The organism is Sulfophobococcus zilligii, from assembly GCF_055398255.1.
Genome location: NZ_AP042406.1, coordinates 778,727 through 793,356, shown reverse-complemented (window position 1 = coordinate 793,356; position 14,630 = coordinate 778,727). Strand labels below are relative to the sequence as shown.

The 14,630-nt window shown below is 39.3% G+C and carries 12 protein-coding genes, 1 other RNA gene and 2 pseudogenes; 8 read left to right on the top strand and 7 right to left on the bottom strand.

The features are described 5' to 3' along the window. Positions 1–13: 13 nt before the first annotated feature. Positions 14–700 carry a metal-dependent hydrolase gene (locus ACZ5YP_RS04400; protein WP_464834565.1) on the bottom strand — a complete coding sequence of 229 codons (687 nt, stop codon included), beginning with the start codon at positions 698–700 and terminating at the stop codon, positions 14–16. 81 nt (positions 701–781) lie between these two features. On the opposite strand from ACZ5YP_RS04400, the pseudogene map reads away from it, so the two are divergent. Next, a pseudogene (gene map, locus ACZ5YP_RS04395) lies at positions 782–1,679 on the top strand (type II methionyl aminopeptidase). A 46-nt stretch (positions 1,680–1,725) separates the two neighbouring features. Here map and ACZ5YP_RS04390 read toward each other — a convergent pair. Beyond that, positions 1,726–1,980 (bottom strand): Lrp/AsnC ligand binding domain-containing protein, encoded by a 255-nt coding sequence (locus ACZ5YP_RS04390; RefSeq protein WP_464834564.1) that lies wholly within the window; start codon positions 1,978–1,980, stop codon positions 1,726–1,728. Positions 1,981–2,052: 72 nt separating this feature from the next. Here ACZ5YP_RS04390 and ACZ5YP_RS04385 point away from each other — a divergent pair. Next, positions 2,053–2,499 (top strand): annotated as a pseudogene (locus ACZ5YP_RS04385) (DUF367 family protein); the annotation flags it as partial. A 95-nt stretch (positions 2,500–2,594) separates the two neighbouring features. On the opposite strand, the gene rnpB reads toward ACZ5YP_RS04385, so the two are convergent. After that, positions 2,595–2,915: RNase P RNA component (rnpB, locus tag ACZ5YP_RS04380), an RNA gene on the bottom strand. A gap of 909 nt (positions 2,916–3,824) precedes the next feature. On the opposite strand from rnpB, the gene ACZ5YP_RS04375 reads away from it, so the two are divergent. Further along, on the top strand, positions 3,825–4,094 hold the full coding sequence (locus tag ACZ5YP_RS04375) for a DNA-binding protein (RefSeq protein ID WP_464834563.1): 270 nt from the start codon (positions 3,825–3,827) through the stop codon (positions 4,092–4,094). On the opposite strand, the gene rgy is transcribed toward ACZ5YP_RS04375, so the two are convergent. Then, positions 4,023–7,676, bottom strand: coding sequence for a reverse gyrase (rgy, locus tag ACZ5YP_RS04370; protein WP_464834562.1), 3,654 nt, complete (start codon positions 7,674–7,676; stop codon positions 4,023–4,025). The genes ACZ5YP_RS04375 and rgy overlap by 72 nt on opposite strands. Positions 7,677–7,821: 145 nt before the next feature. On the opposite strand from rgy, the gene albA reads away from it, so the two are divergent. Both albA and ACZ5YP_RS04360 read left to right on the top strand, forming a co-directional pair. Next, on the top strand, positions 7,822–8,112 hold the full coding sequence (gene albA, locus ACZ5YP_RS04365; RefSeq protein WP_464834561.1) for a DNA-binding protein Alba: 291 nt from the start codon (positions 7,822–7,824) through the stop codon (positions 8,110–8,112). 59 nt (positions 8,113–8,171) lie between these two features. Beyond that, on the top strand, positions 8,172–8,849 hold the full coding sequence (locus tag ACZ5YP_RS04360) for a hypothetical protein (protein WP_464834560.1): 678 nt from the start codon (positions 8,172–8,174) through the stop codon (positions 8,847–8,849). Positions 8,850–8,994: 145 nt separating this feature from the next. On the opposite strand, the gene ACZ5YP_RS04355 is transcribed toward ACZ5YP_RS04360, so the two are convergent. Both ACZ5YP_RS04355 and ACZ5YP_RS04350 read right to left on the bottom strand, forming a co-directional pair. Further along, the gene (locus ACZ5YP_RS04355; protein WP_464834559.1) at positions 8,995–10,659 is read right to left on the bottom strand and encodes a DEAD/DEAH box helicase; all 1,665 of its coding nucleotides are present in this window, start codon (positions 10,657–10,659) and stop codon (positions 8,995–8,997) included. Then, the gene (locus tag ACZ5YP_RS04350) at positions 10,656–11,075 is read right to left on the bottom strand and encodes a hypothetical protein (protein WP_464834558.1); all 420 of its coding nucleotides are present in this window, start codon (positions 11,073–11,075) and stop codon (positions 10,656–10,658) included. The genes ACZ5YP_RS04355 and ACZ5YP_RS04350 overlap by 4 nt, the downstream gene beginning before the upstream one ends. Positions 11,076–11,200: 125 nt before the next feature. On the opposite strand from ACZ5YP_RS04350, the gene ACZ5YP_RS04345 reads away from it, so the two are divergent. From ACZ5YP_RS04345 to ACZ5YP_RS04335, 3 genes are read left to right on the top strand one after another with little or no spacing between them, the layout of a single operon-like run. After that, positions 11,201–12,010, top strand: coding sequence for a phosphoribosyltransferase family protein (locus ACZ5YP_RS04345; protein WP_464834557.1), 810 nt, complete (start codon positions 11,201–11,203; stop codon positions 12,008–12,010). A gap of 57 nt (positions 12,011–12,067) precedes the next feature. After that, positions 12,068–12,475, top strand: a complete 408-nt coding sequence (locus tag ACZ5YP_RS04340; protein ID WP_464834556.1) for an AbrB/MazE/SpoVT family DNA-binding domain-containing protein — start codon at positions 12,068–12,070, stop codon at positions 12,473–12,475. Between the two features lie 41 nt (positions 12,476–12,516). Further along, complete coding sequence (locus tag ACZ5YP_RS04335; RefSeq protein ID WP_464834555.1) at positions 12,517–13,290, top strand: DUF72 domain-containing protein; 774 nt, start codon at positions 12,517–12,519, stop codon at positions 13,288–13,290. Positions 13,291–13,295: 5 nt separating this feature from the next. Here ACZ5YP_RS04335 and mtnA read toward each other — a convergent pair whose 3' ends face one another. Further along, entirely contained in the window at positions 13,296–14,366 is a 1,071-nt protein-coding gene (gene mtnA, locus ACZ5YP_RS04330) for an S-methyl-5-thioribose-1-phosphate isomerase (RefSeq protein WP_464834554.1), read from the bottom strand. Between the last annotated feature and the right edge of the window lie 264 nt (positions 14,367–14,630).

The window sequence follows — 14,630 nt, the reverse complement described above, 5'->3', positions numbered from 1 at the left end:
TCCTCTCACTATACTAGGGGTAGCTTATAGATTCACCGGGGTTTAATACCACTACTCTAACTCCATATTTTTCCTCGACTAATTTCTTGAATTCAAATGGATCTGCTTGTATAACGGGGAATGTATTGTAATGCATTGGAATAACTAGTTTGGGTCCGAGTAGCTCAACTGCTTTGACTGCTTCTCTTATACCCATTGTGAAGTGTCCGCCTATTGGTAGTAGCGCGACATCTGGACTGTATAGTTCTCCAATGAGCTCCATTTCACTGAATAGACCGGTATCACCAGCATGGTAGATACTTAGATCTCTACCTCTGACAACTACTCCTACCGGGACGCCACGACTACTAGAGTGTGTTGCAGGAGTGAGTATTATTTCCAAGTCTGGGATTTTCAATGCTCCACCAATATTTCCACCTATTGCTTTTACTCCATGCTCTTCTGCATAAAGAGCTATTTCGTAGACTCCAACCACTACTCCACCTGTTAATCTAGCTATTTCAATAGCGTCTCCCAAGTGGTCTCCATGATCGTGAGTTACTATGATGTAGTCTACTTTCCTGTCTTTAAAGTCTCGTGGTTTAACAGGGCTTAATGGGTTTCCAGCCCATGGATCAATGAGAATTGTTTTTTCTTTTCCATCGAGGCCCGTTAATACTACTTCAAAGAAACTATGTCCATAATACTTGATAACTCCCATAACACACACCTCTATTTATCAGTTATTAATTCCCGGAATTATTATTGTTTTCGCTAGAGAAAACCTTTGAGTGTGTACTACATGGTTACAGACGAAGAAGTAGAGAAGTTGTTGAAAGCCGGTGGTATTGCAAAGCGCGCTGTAAAACTAGCAGAATCTATTGTTAAACCAGGAGTTAAATTGATTGAAGTAGCCAGCACGCTCGAAAAATACATTGTTGAACAAGGAGGGCAGCCAGCTTTTCCAGTAAACATTAGTGTAAACAATATCAGCAGCACACTACACACCAATTCCAAACGATGAATCCATTATTCCAGACAACTCAGTCGTTAAAATAGACATTGGAGTCCACGTAGATGGATACATAGCCGACACTGCTATTACACTATGCTTTAACCCCGTCTACGAGGGCCTCGTAGAAGCAGCTAGAAAAGCACTTGAAAAAGCCATCGAAGTTGTTAAACCAGGTATACGTGCATCTGAAATAGGCAGGGTAATAGAAGACACTATTAGAAGCCATGGCTACAAACCAATTAAAAACCTCTCTGGACACGGCCTCGAGAGATTTATTATACATAGTGGAGTAATAATTCCAAACTACCATGATAGATTAAACTTGTTTAAACTCGGAGAAGGCGTGTATGCAATAGAGCCATTTGCAAGTAATGGAGATGGAATAGTAGATGAAGGCCCAATTACAGCAATCTATGCATTAAAACCATCTACAAAGCGAATACCAGACGCTGCGAGACAAGTATACGAGGCAATATACAATGAGAGAAAAACCCTGCCCTTCGCGGCGAGATGGTATGTCAAACCAGGAAGTGAGACCACGTTTTACAAAGCTCTAGATGAATTAAAACGCTCTCGTCTACTAGTCGAATACCCTATACTCGTTGAAAGAAAAAACGCTATTGTATCTCAATTCGAACACACAATTGTTATTACAAAAAGAGAAGTAATTGTGACAACTATATAGATTTGAGAAAGTAGAGAATTAAAAAACACACAATCTACGAAGTATATTACTTAATTCTCTCCTCGACAACAATCATTGTAACAGTAGTTCTAATATCTGGTAGCTTTCTGATTTTATTGGTTACAATCTCTCTTATTTTCTCGAGAGCATCAGTTTCAACTTTGACTACGAGGTCGTAGGTTCCATAGACGACATAGGCTTCTTTTACCTCGGGGATTTTCATTAACTCTTCTACGACTTTACTCTCTGATCCAATCTCCGTCTGTATTAGGATTATAGCTGACTTCTTAGTCTCGGGCATTTCCTACCCCAATTATTTAGTTATTATAGGGGATATAATAAACTTATTTTCCACTGAGGTAATGGTGCAATAATGGAAACACCTAGAATAATGGTTTTACTCTATAGAGAAGACGATCCAAGCAAGAATACAGCGTTAAAACTAGTTAGAATGGGGTTTGCAGTACTGGTTTCAAAACACAGCGTTAGAGGATACCCCCTGGTTCTCAATCCCTACTCAAATACGTATCTTGGACCATGGTATAGAAACCAGGTGTTACAACACGGTGTACTAGTCCTTGACGCCAGCTGGAAAAAACTCTCTAAAAACAAGTTTAAGGGTCTACGGGGAGAACACGTTAAACTCCCCCCTCTACTACCAGGAAACCCTATCAACTATGGAAAACCATGTATGTTGTCTAGTATAGAGGCCGTTGCAGCAACACTCTACATAACTGGGTTTCAAGACCTCTACAAGAAGATTTTAGGAGTATTTAAATGGATGAATACGTTTGACGCATTAAACAAAGAACTACTAGACGAGTATGCACGTGTATCAACACTCGAAGAACTAAGAGAAGTAATTATATCATACTGGGAAGTAGAAAACCCATGTATAATACAGGAGGCTGGAGAGGCGGCCGAGGCATAACCCGTGTTCTGTACACCCGCATTCGTCTAAGCGGCCCATACCGGTCGCGCGGCACCTCACCCCGGACCCGGGCCTTGCACCGCGCGGGGCGGTCGTTTCAACGCCTCCGCCACGGTCCTCAACCGTTTAAACCCCTCGTCGCCGAGGGGTGGACGGCCTCATAGCCATGTCGTGGCGGCCGTATCGTTTCTGTACCGTTGCCGCGGGGACTACCCGCGCCCCTTACGGGGCCGCGCTGCCGCGGGGTGCACGGAGTTTCCTCACCCTTCACTAGTAATCCAGGCGTGGGCGGGGCCTCGGCCGCCTCCAAGATATAATACTTGATAAAGGGTTATTTTTCCATCCACGTTGAAGGCATAAAAATTGATCCACTTGAAGAGGTTCGGCTACCACTGGATACATAGAAAACACGTGTCTCGCCTGGAACCCAGTTTTAGTAAATTCCCGCTGGACAGAAACATGTCTATTAGGTATCAATTTCCACATTGTAGTCTAGTTAGCGAGAACAATAATAATTTAAATGGTCAAGACTGATAAAAAGCCTGGTCAACGCTAGGGGGCCATGTCCACCCGCAATGGAGGGGACGAACCCCCCGGTTTATGGACCAGGATCACTCCGCTAAACCCCCACCCCTGCCCTTCAACTGGAAAACTAAACCCTCTATATCTAAACAACTAATCTTCTCTTCTACTATAAGAGAAGTGATAGAGTAGTTAGTGCATAGACTTAATGCTTGAATATACTAGTAGAATCTTGTTGTATTATTATTGATCTTATTATCATTATACAAACTAGTAATAGAAAAATAGTGCATTAATTATACACTTGTTTACTCGAATTACTATGTCTTTGTAGCTAGTCTTGCAATTTAGATTGTATTGATTTCTTGTAGAATGAGTTGATTGTGTTATTGATTTAATAGTGTACGGGGTTTTGCATTGGAAGATGAGGGGTGGGTACCTGTGGTTTTTCTGGAGTGGAAGCCGAGGGGCGGAACCTTTGGTTTCAAGGTGGGAAAATTGCCCCACATAATTCATCCCACTCCAGGTCCAGTCGGGGTCGAGGGGTAGAACCTTTGGTTTCCAATAGTGGAATCAATAGGAGCCATTCATATATATCTCAAATTTATTTTTGCATTGTGTCGTATACGGTGGTTTTCTATGGTAACGATTATATAATTATCCATGTCTCTTAATGATATTAGGTGGTATATGTGAGTAAGAGTAGTGAAAGAGTGATCTTGGTTTCAACCAAGCCATTGAGAGAATACTTGATAGAAATAGCAGTAATGTTCCAAGAGGGTGCTGAGACAATAGTGATAAAGGGGTATGGACGCTTTATTAGTAAAGCAGTAGACCTCTATAATGCCCTAGTTAGTAAAATGGGAGGTAGTATCGAGTACCAGGGAGCATCAATTGGCAGCGAGGTTGTCCAGGGGAGGTCTAAGCCCTATATAGTTATTAAGGTAAAGAGGAGGTACTAGAGCGGCTTCTACTAGTCCACGAGTTACAAGCGAGGCAACAATACCTCTCACTGCTAGCAATCCCTGGATTTCACCCCTACTAATACCATCAATAACTTCCTCCATTCTCCTTGTTAACTCGACAGATATGAATTCTGGATAATACTTCTTCAAGTACTCGTATACTTCAACCCCTCTCTTAGTTGGAACCAGCTTCTTCCGCTCTTTTGATTCAATTATATAGCCGTGTCTTCTAAGACTAGCAATAATTTTTGCATATGTACTTGGACGTCCAATACCCAGCTTCTTCATGAGTAATACAACATCACCAGAAGTATAGAGTGCTATTCTACTCGAATCAGATACTTCTACTTTCTCTATGGACACCTCGATGACATTACGGCCTTTCAAGTCTCTGTATAATCTAACTTGCTGGATTTTGTTAAATCCATCATCGAGTACATCTAGTAGTACTTCTAGCTCACCCAGCTCTAGATCTCCGAGTTTAACAGTAAATCTAGCTTTTACTGCTTTAAACGGCTTCATTTGACTAGCAATAAACCTCTTAAATATCACACTGTATAGTTTTAAGTGTAAACCTGTAAGTGGTATTACAACAGGAATTAATCCTTCATCTATAGCTTGTAGTAGTTCATCAGCATCTAATGGGTAGACGGGCCGTATCGCCTCGTGGGTACCAGGCTGACCCCAGTGGCTAAACCTGGAATACTCTAATAGATTCTTCTTTGATAGGTATTCGCGGGCTATTGATAATCCTACACTACTAATATATGTGCTATCCGTTCTATGGTATGTTATAAGACCTGCTTCGAATAATTCCTGTGCAGTCTTCATTGCCACGTCTACTGGCAAGCCGATTTTAGAGGCCTCGACGAGCAGTTCATCAGTTGTTAAGGGTGGTTTAGGCTGTACTTCTACTACTTCTTCGGCCTTCTTTACTAGTGTAAGACTAGTTGCAGACTTAATCTTCTCGAGTAGTTCTTCTTGTTTTCTATCTATGTATATGGTAAAAGACAAGTCCACTGGTTCTTTGAATTTAAATACTACTCGTTTACACTTGTTTGCCAGGTGTTCTCTATACCTCTCAATTATTAATCCAAGAACGGGGGTTTGTACACGGCCGGCTCCGAGATTTCTCCTAGAGTATACAATTTGTAGTTTCTGGCTTAGAGCGAAGCCTACAAGTCTATCTAAAATCCTCCTATACATTTCCGCCTCGACGAGGTTTAAATCAATCCACCTCTTGTTTCCAAGAGCTTTGAGTAGTTCGTTTAGTGTTATTTCATGTAGTTCTATCCTCCATATATTGGTATTTACTTCTTTAATCGATGTGTATACATCATATGCTATTTTCTCTCCCTCCATGTCAGGGTCTGTTGCAATGTAGACTTCATCTACTTCACTAGCTAGCTTCCTCAATACATCTATAACGTATTTTGAATCACTGTAAGCTGGACTATTGCAGCGAGGACACTTATCGTAGTCTGTAAACTGAGTACCACATATACGACACTTTCTAATTGTAGTGTAAACTGGTTTTACCAGTGTGTCTCCAAGTATTACGCCGTAAAGCCCTGTTTTCTCGTCTATTGTTAAATCGTATATGTGTCCCCTTGTAGCAACTATATTGAATTCTATTACCTCTTGATCTATTTTCGCTGGAATAGTGTATACACTTATATCTCTAATCCTCCTCGCTGTCGGCTTACCGAAAAACCTCGCTATTGTCTTAGCCTTGGTTGGTGATTCTACTACTAGTAGTATAGACTTGTACTTTAAACTATCGCCACTACTAGTTTTTCTCGTGGATTCAATGAGGTGTTTTTCTCCCTGTAAATCAATGTCTCCGAGGTGTTTGAAAACTAGTTCTTTATTAAAAGACCTTAGTTTCTCTTCTAATCCTCTAACTAGGTTTTCAAGTCTCTTTTCTTCAATTATAATTGATAATCCATGTGTCATTCTATTTCCTATTAGCCTACTCGCCCTACCAGATGCCTGGATATATGTCATTACGTCTGGTATTAGTGCTTCATATCTGCTATTTGATTTTACAAGTGTAATAGTACCTAGTGTTAAAACACCTTGTTCATCTAGTATTGATTTAACGAGCTCTAGTGTCTCACTATATACTTCTTTGACTTCTTGGTATAAACCAGCTAGTTTCTGAATGTTTATAATAGAGTCTTCGGGTATCTTCCCAGTTAAACACAGTTTAATTATACGCTTCTCTGAGGGGGAGAGCGTCAGTGTCTTCTTTCTTAGTTCTACTGCTGTTTTTCTTAGAGCTGGGTCGTTTCTTCTACTTGCTATTTCAACAAGTGTACGTGTCAACATGTTTATTTTTGCCAGGAAAGACTCGATTGAAACAGCGAATACAGGTGTTCCGAGAAATACAACGTATTTTATTTGTTGTGGTGCATCAATACCTCTAACACTCGAACCATAATACGTGGAATACCCAATTAAAACATCTATTTTACCCTCTACTAGGAGGGATATTGATTTAGCATTAGCCTCGGCTACTTTAAATCCGTGTTTTTCAAGCTCGCTCTTTACTTTCCCGGTTAGATCATTAAACACTGTTTTCATGGGGTGGTGTGGAGATAAGTATACTATACATCCTCTACCGAGTTTTCCAACTAGGTTAACTATTATCGAAGCCGTTTCATTACGGTTTTCTACTAGAGTATAGCTGTCGGTGATATTTCTACCATAAATGCTTATACCAGACAAGTCTATTCTAAGAAGGTCTTTGAGTATTCTACTAGCTGGTCCACGACTACGGCCTGTTGCAGACGCGACTATTAATTGACTACTCTTTGTTCTACTGATTTCTTCTTCGAGTTCTCTATCTACTTCGAGGTATTCTCGTATTAATTCTTCTGGGTTTCTACCATAGACTTTACTAACCATGAGCTTCCAGAGTAGACTACTCCTCTTTTTAACTAGTTCTACTGCTCTATCAGTAAATCCAAGTAGTTTTACTAGCCCTACTACTCCCTTCTCGCTTTTTATCAAGCTATCTACATCGTCTACTATGACAACGTCTGGTGTACAAGTAGCTAGTAGAGCATGGTTTTTGAGGAGGAAGTGGTTTGTAACAACTAGTAGATTGTACTGGCAGTTCCTGATTTTCTCTAATACCTCTTCTCTATTCTTCTTCGACTTGGAGGAGTCATAACATAGTAGTCTACTCGTATCAAGACCTGTTTTCACAGCCTGCTGATACATTCTCTTGTAGGTTTGAGCTAGAAGGGATTTTGTTGGTGTTACATACAGTACTCTCTTGCCCTTTGAAGAAGCGTAGAGAGCATATACTGTTAGAAGAGTAGTTTTTCCAATGCCTGTTGGTGCTACGAGAACAGTGTTTTCACCACGTAAAATCCTCTTTAACCAGTGTTTTTGAGCACCCCAGGGTTTAAACCCTGTTGCTTTCTCAAAGAATTTTTCAAAGTCTTCCTCGCCGGTTTTCAAGAGGTCTAGATATATCTTTAAAGGCGAGTATTCACCACTATAAGCGTCAAGTGAACCCTGAATTAAAGCAGTGTGATTGTCTCTGTATACTGGTATAATAGTACTCACAGTCCCCCGTTGTTGAATGCCCTACTTGAAATACTTTTAAATGGGGGAGGTCGGTAATACCACGAGAAAGAAAAGTATTTAAGCACCGGGCACTATTCTAGTTTTATGAAATCTATACATAAACAAAAGAGATAGGTGGATAAATATGGCCCAACCACAAAGCGCAAACACAGTATTAGTTGGTAAGAAACCAGTAATGAACTATGTAATAGCAGTATTAACTCTAGTACACCAAGGCGTAAAAGAAATCTACATCAAAGCCCGTGGAAGAGCAATTAGCAAAGCAGTAGATGCAGTAGAGATAATAAAGAACAGATTCCTACCAGGCAAAGTAGAAGTAGAAGACATCAAAATCGGTAGCCAAACACTAACCAACCCACAAGGCAGAGAAGCAAGAGTCAGCATCATCGAGATTAAACTAAAGATCAAAGAGTAAACACAAAAATAAAAATACATTGTTTTTAACACTTTATTGCTCTCTTTCGTCGATACCCCATGCCGCGCATACCCTCAAACTCTATTATTATACAAGTAGACTTTTCACAACTAGACACTATAGTTAAAACAATTGAATACCTCATTGAAAACAAAGTAGAGAAAACATGTATCCTCCTAGAACCCGTAGCAGTAGAAACAAGATTAAACCGTGAACTAGTAACCCTCGCAGTTAACCCACCAGCTCTGATAATACCTAGTTTGGCAAATACACATGAATTAAGTAGTGGAGTAAGAGTAGATAGAGATACATGGGCTGAATACACCTGTATAGACCCGCAACTACTACACAGTGTTATGAAACCCCTCATTGATGGAAGAGACATAGTAGTTGAAAACCTAGAAGTACACATAGAGCAATCATGTATTGAGTGTACAACCCCTCTGGTTTTACAACAATACATATTGAAATATCCACACATACCACACATTATAAGAGTAGATTACGAACTCGTTGAAAACCAGTATAGAGAATTACTGAGAAAAGGAGTAGTGGTAGTAGTGGCCTGTGTAAAACAGAACACGATACAACCACTCGTATGGCTAGAAGAGAAAAACAATGCAAAAACCCTTTATGCATGTAAACCGAGTAGAGGACTAGAGTGGATTGTCTACGGGTCTATAATAGACATAGTGTTGTACGCTATTTCCACTAGATCCGCTAGATCAACTAATTAAAAGACTTCCACGGAAAACAGGAAAGATGCGTCTAGATGTACAGTGGTTCTATTATTACCTTCAAACTTCATATTCTTCTTTATTTGAGTTTAGCAGTGAGGGTAGATTTAATTGTATTTTTTGAAAACACGAGGTCTAATGGGTTTTAGTAGAGACTAGTTTCCTGGTCTTCGCCGAGGTATTCATCTAGATTGAGTGTTTTTCTCTTTCTAGCTTGGAATTCTTCAGTTGTTTTCTCGAGGATTATCTCGTACATTACTGCTTCTTTTCCACCTGGTTTTGGTCTCAGTAATCTTCCTAATCTCTGTATGAATTGTCTTCGTGAACCAGTACCAGATACTAATATTCCAACATTGGCGTCTGGTATGTCTAGTCCCTCATCTCCAACTGTTGTAACTACTAGTATTCCACGTTGTGCATACTTGAATTCTTGAAGGGCCCTTTTTCTCTCTTCTTCGGGTGTGTCGCCTGTTAATAGTAGTGCTTCTAGTCTTCTAGCTATTTCTCTTGCTTGATCTACATATTGCGTGAAAACTATTACTTTATTCCCCTTTTCGTATTCTTCTCTCGCTATTTCAACAGCTTTATCTATTTTAGAAGTTGATTTAGCAAGTAGCATTCTCGCCTCGCTGTGTATTTTAAGGGCCTCGGCGGCCCTTGAGTCCCCTCTACGTGCTAGTTCTAGTACTTCTTGGAATTTTAATCCTCCAACGAGTGCTCTATACTTCTTTCTCAACTGCTCGTATAATTCTCTCTCTTGTTTTGAAAGCTTTACTTTGACCGTTATGACTTTGTATGGTGCTAGATAGCCTTGTTCTACTAGTTCACCTGGTAGTTTATAGTATACTATTCCACCTAGTAGCGGAAATAATTCTTCGTGTTTACCGTCTTCACGTGTTGGTGTTGCAGATAAACCCATTCTATAGACTGCTATTGAATGCATAGCAATATACTTGAACTTCTCGGCTGGCAAGTGGTGAACTTCGTCTACAATTAACATTCCAAAATACGGTGAGAGAGTATTAATGTTTCTAAAACCACTTTGATAAGTTGTAATTGTTACTGGTGCTAGTTTTTTCTCCTCGCTGTAGAAGACGCCGACCATGTGTGGAGGAATAGTAGTGTATTTGAGAATGAATTCCCGCCACTGGAGTACTTGTTCTTTAGTGTATGCTATAATGAGTGTTCTAGTATTAACACGTGTTAAAGCAGCAAGTGCAACAATGCTTTTACCTGCACCTGTTGGTAGGGCGATTACTCCACGATAATTATTTTCAATCCATTTCTCAAGCGCTTCTTTTTGATAGGGGCGTAATTCTATGTTTCTTAGTTCTGGCTGGATCACTAGTGGTTTCTCGGTAAACAGGTTTTGAGGGTCTAGTACGTTGCCTAGTTTGTCTCTAAGTGTTTTATATACATCTGGTGCTTTGTATGGAAGGATTTCTAGTACGACTTTGTCTTCTACGAGCCCTATAAACCTGGGACTATACTTCTTTAAATCTTCTTTTACAACACCATATATTGACCTGGGAATACTTAGTTTAACAACACCTTTACTAGAAATCCACTCGAAAACAGGAGTGTAGTTGCTTGCCACTTCTTCGAGCTTGACTTCTACTTCTCTACAATCAATCGAATACTCGCATACAAGGTTTTTAATGTCTACTAGTGTATACCCGTTTCTAAAGGCCTTGTCTAGGTTTAATCTAAACGATTTAACGCCGTTTTCAAAACCCATGTAGTCTGCAATACGTGTTAGTTCTTTAAACTCGTCTTCTTCAAGCCATTTTTTCACTCTAAAAACAATCACTCTTCTACACCTTCAATTTGAAAATACGTGATTTCACTTTCATCGACTGGAGACCACTCACTCCAACCTGGTTTTACACTACTACATAGAATATAGTAGACTCCAATACTATAATTCCTTGGTATATAAAAGTAAACCATACCCTTCTCGCTAACCACTGTATTAGAGAGTTTTAGTAAAATACTTGTATTCTCGTCGAGTTCCTTTGAAGCTGGTATTTGAACTAGTAGTCCCCGTAGTAAAACCCTGTATTCTCCGACTAGGTTTACTAGTGATATATACACGCATAGCTTCCATTCACTACATTCTCCACATATTTTTAAGTGATCTACACCTAGTCCAATAGCTTCATCTAAAACCTCTTGGTTGACAATGCCCATTTTTACTAGGGTTTCGTCAAATATGTATTTTACCAAATTGCTCGCCGCGTGGGTTTATCATCATCAATCGGTACTTAAAACCCCGCTCATCGCCGATTTATTTAAATCTTTAAATACCTTAATTAACTCAATGCTAATAGTGTAATTGAGGGCTGATTTAATTGAGTAGTTGGAGTAAGAGAGTACTAGTTATAAGAAAACCATTAGAGAGAGAGGTTGAAGAGTTTGTAGAGAAGCTAGTGAGGGTTCACGGTAAAAGCAAGGCAGATAAAATGAAGTTGAGACTACTTGCATCCGAGGTTTTGAGGTTGATTAAACCCTCTCTTTCATATAGAGATCTATACGAGTTAACAGGCCTCCCCGAGTCTGTTTTATGTAGATATGTTAGGGGCTCTGTAATACCCAGTTTCGAACATGCAACCAGGATACTTGCACGTATTAGCCTCTCAGTAGACCTTGGACACTTATTGAGAGACCTTGTTGAACACGAAAAAAGCCCAATTATAGACTTGTTACGGGTTTTAAAAGACCCGTATGTAGCGAGACTTCTCTCAATAATGATATATCTAGACCTAGCAGACAGGAAGATAACTAAGATAATTGCAACAGCTGAAGCAGTACTCCCAATAGCTACAATGCTGTCAATAGAGTTTAGTGCACCCATTGTACTAGTAAAGAGGAATAAGAGCTACCCGGGCATTCAATACTACAGTATAAGCGTTATGAGGGGGCCACGCGACGTTGAAACACTATACTTAGACAGAGATCTCGTAACGAGAAAAGACAGTGTTCTCGTACTATCAGATGTCGTATACTCTGGTAAAACACTTGAAGCAGTATTACACATGTTAATGAAGTCCAAGGCTGAAATAGTCGATGTATATGTAATTATGGGTTTAGGCTCTAATTGGATGGAGCGTTTAAAACCATACAATGTCAAAGTACTCTCAATAGTACCCTTTGAGATATAATGGGAGTCAGTTCTAGGAATAAAAGGGGATATTGATTAAAAACACAATGGTGGTGGAATGTCGATAGAGGAAACAGTGAAAGTCGATTCAAAAGGCCGTGTCACCATTCCATCAGCAATTAGAGAATTGTTTGATATAAGAGAAGGCATGTATTTACTAATGATTGCCGATAAAAACTCGAAAGAAATAAAACTAGTACCAATACCAATAACAGCACAATTAATTAAACTAAGATTAATAGTAGAAGACCGCATGGGTGTTCTAGCAGACATAACCAAGTTTCTAGCCTCTAAAAACGTCGATATAATTTCATCAAAATGCATTGTACTAAAGAGAGAAGAACTAGGAGAATGCGAAATGATAATTGACATTAGTAGGAGTAACTATGCAGACCCATCGCTCGTTGAAGAAGATCTCAGAAGACTAGAACCAGTTAAAAACGTCGAAGTATTTAAACTAATGTAGTTTAATATAGCAGTAGAGAAAGCGTTTAAAGGGCTCTTTTCTTGAAGACAGTTTATACTGGATGTTGCGGGTTCCCCACAGCTAGAAACAAGTATTACAGAGTATTCAGTGTTGTTGAATTACAAAATACATTCTATGAACTACCAAGTATTGACTGGGCTAGAAATCTCAGAGAAGAAGCACCACGAGAATTCAAATTTACTGTTAAAGCATGGCAGGTAATAACACATCCACACTCTTCTCCAACATGGAAGAAAATGAAGAAGAAGCCAGGTGGAAACCTGGAAAACTATGGTTATTTAAAGCCAACACGTGAAAACATAGATGCATTTGAAAAAACACTTGAAGTTGCACGTGTTCTCAACGCTGAAATAATTGTTCTCCAAACGCCTTCAAGTATGCCCAGTGATCAAGAGACTATTAGAAACATTGATGTATTCTTTGAGAGTATTAAAAGCTATTTAAAAAATGAGATAATAGGCTGGGAGGTCCGGGGCCCTCTGCTCAGTAATTCAGAACTACCTAGAATACTTGAAAAACACGATGTGGTACATGTAATCGATGTCTTCAAAGGCAGGCCTCTCTATAAGTCTTCAATGCAAATTCTATATACGAGACTACATGGTAAAGGGCCCGGTGAAGTCAATTATAGCTATAACTATACAGATCAAGACCTTGAAGAATTGACAAGTATACTCCTCTCCGAGGATTACAACATAGCTTTTGTTTTATTCAATAATGTAAAAATGTTGGAAAATGCTTTGAGATTCAAAGAAATTGCTAGTAAGAAGCAAGAGTCAATAATATGGCTTTGAATACTTTACTGCTTACTCATAATTCTTGCAAGGTTTTCACTGAGTGGTTGATATACTACTCCACGCTCTGTTATAATACCTGTTACTAAGTCTGGATCAGTAATGTCAAACGCGTAGTTCAACGCGTTTACTTCTTGGAGTGTTATTGGGTGTCCATATATGTATTTTACCTCGTTTGGACTTCTCTCTTCTATAACTACCTGGTCTATTGTTCTCGACATGTCTATAGTACTTGTCGGTGCTGCAACGTAGAATGGGATATTGTTTCTCTTTGCGGCAAGAGCGATCATATATGTTCCAATCTTGTTTACAACGTATCCATCACGAGTAACTCTATCAGCACCTACTACGACTAGGTCTACGAGTCCCTTACGCATAACCATGCCTACAGTGTTGTCTGTTATAAGTGTTACTGGTATGCCTTCTTTGACTAATTCATAAACTGTTATTCGTGCACCTTGAAGCATTGGCCTTGTCTCAGTGGCTATTACTCTTATCTTCTTCCCTTTATACCATGCTATTCTAATTACTGCGAGGGCTGTACCATATGCTGATGTAGCTAGTGCACCAGCATTACAGTGTGTTAAAATAGTAGCATTGTCTGGTACGAGTTCTGCTCCATACTCTCCAATTCTTATATTTGCTTGTACATCCTCCCAGTAGATGTCTACAGCCTCTCTTGTCAAAGCCTCTGTTATTTTAAATGTATCACTCGTCTTCTTCAACGACTCGTTTAATGCACTCTCTATTCTCTTCAATGCATAGAATAAATTGTAGGCTGTAGGCCTAGTCTTCCATAATTTCTCAATAGCTTTTCGTATTTCGAATTCATATGAATCAATTGATAGTGTAGATACTTTATGTGCATATGCGGCAACAGCTAGTGCGGCCGCTACTCCAATAGCTGGTGCACCACGAATTTCCATGTCTACTATTGCTTTTGCAATTCTATCCGGGTCACTAGAACAAACCACTTCTTCTACAAAAGGAAGCTTCAATGTATTAATCCAACAAACTTCTTTTCTCTCTTTGTCAAACCATACAGCTCTAATTTTAATAGGGTATAGAGTATTCAAATCAAACACCCTAGTGAAAACTAGATTTCAGAGAAAGGTAAAAAGCTAAAACACCAAAAAGAGTAAACACATTAAACATACAAACTCCTTCAACTACTTGGCATATAGTTTCACAATGTATTAGGAGTTCTATTCCAACACTGTTTCCAAGACACTACTATAAGTTTTCATATTACTAGAAACAATTCATCATAATTAAAAACCATTCAAATTACCACTAGTTATTCTATGTTTCCCTGGTTTCTAGTAGGGGTTTTGGTGGGA

Excerpts from the sequence above, each read along its gene's own strand:
- ACZ5YP_RS04400 (WP_464834565.1), bottom strand. The coding sequence starts at position 700 with ATGGGAGTTATCAAGTATTATGGACATAGTTTCTTTGAAGTAGTATTA.
- ACZ5YP_RS04390 (WP_464834564.1), bottom strand. The coding sequence starts at position 1,980 with ATGCCCGAGACTAAGAAGTCAGCTATAATCCTAATACAGACGGAGATT.
- albA (WP_464834561.1), top strand. The coding sequence starts at position 7,822 with ATGGCCCAACCACAAAGCGCAAACACAGTATTAGTTGGTAAGAAACCA.
- ACZ5YP_RS04360 (WP_464834560.1), top strand. The coding sequence starts at position 8,172 with ATGCCGCGCATACCCTCAAACTCTATTATTATACAAGTAGACTTTTCA.
- ACZ5YP_RS04340 (WP_464834556.1), top strand. The coding sequence starts at position 12,068 with ATGTCGATAGAGGAAACAGTGAAAGTCGATTCAAAAGGCCGTGTCACC.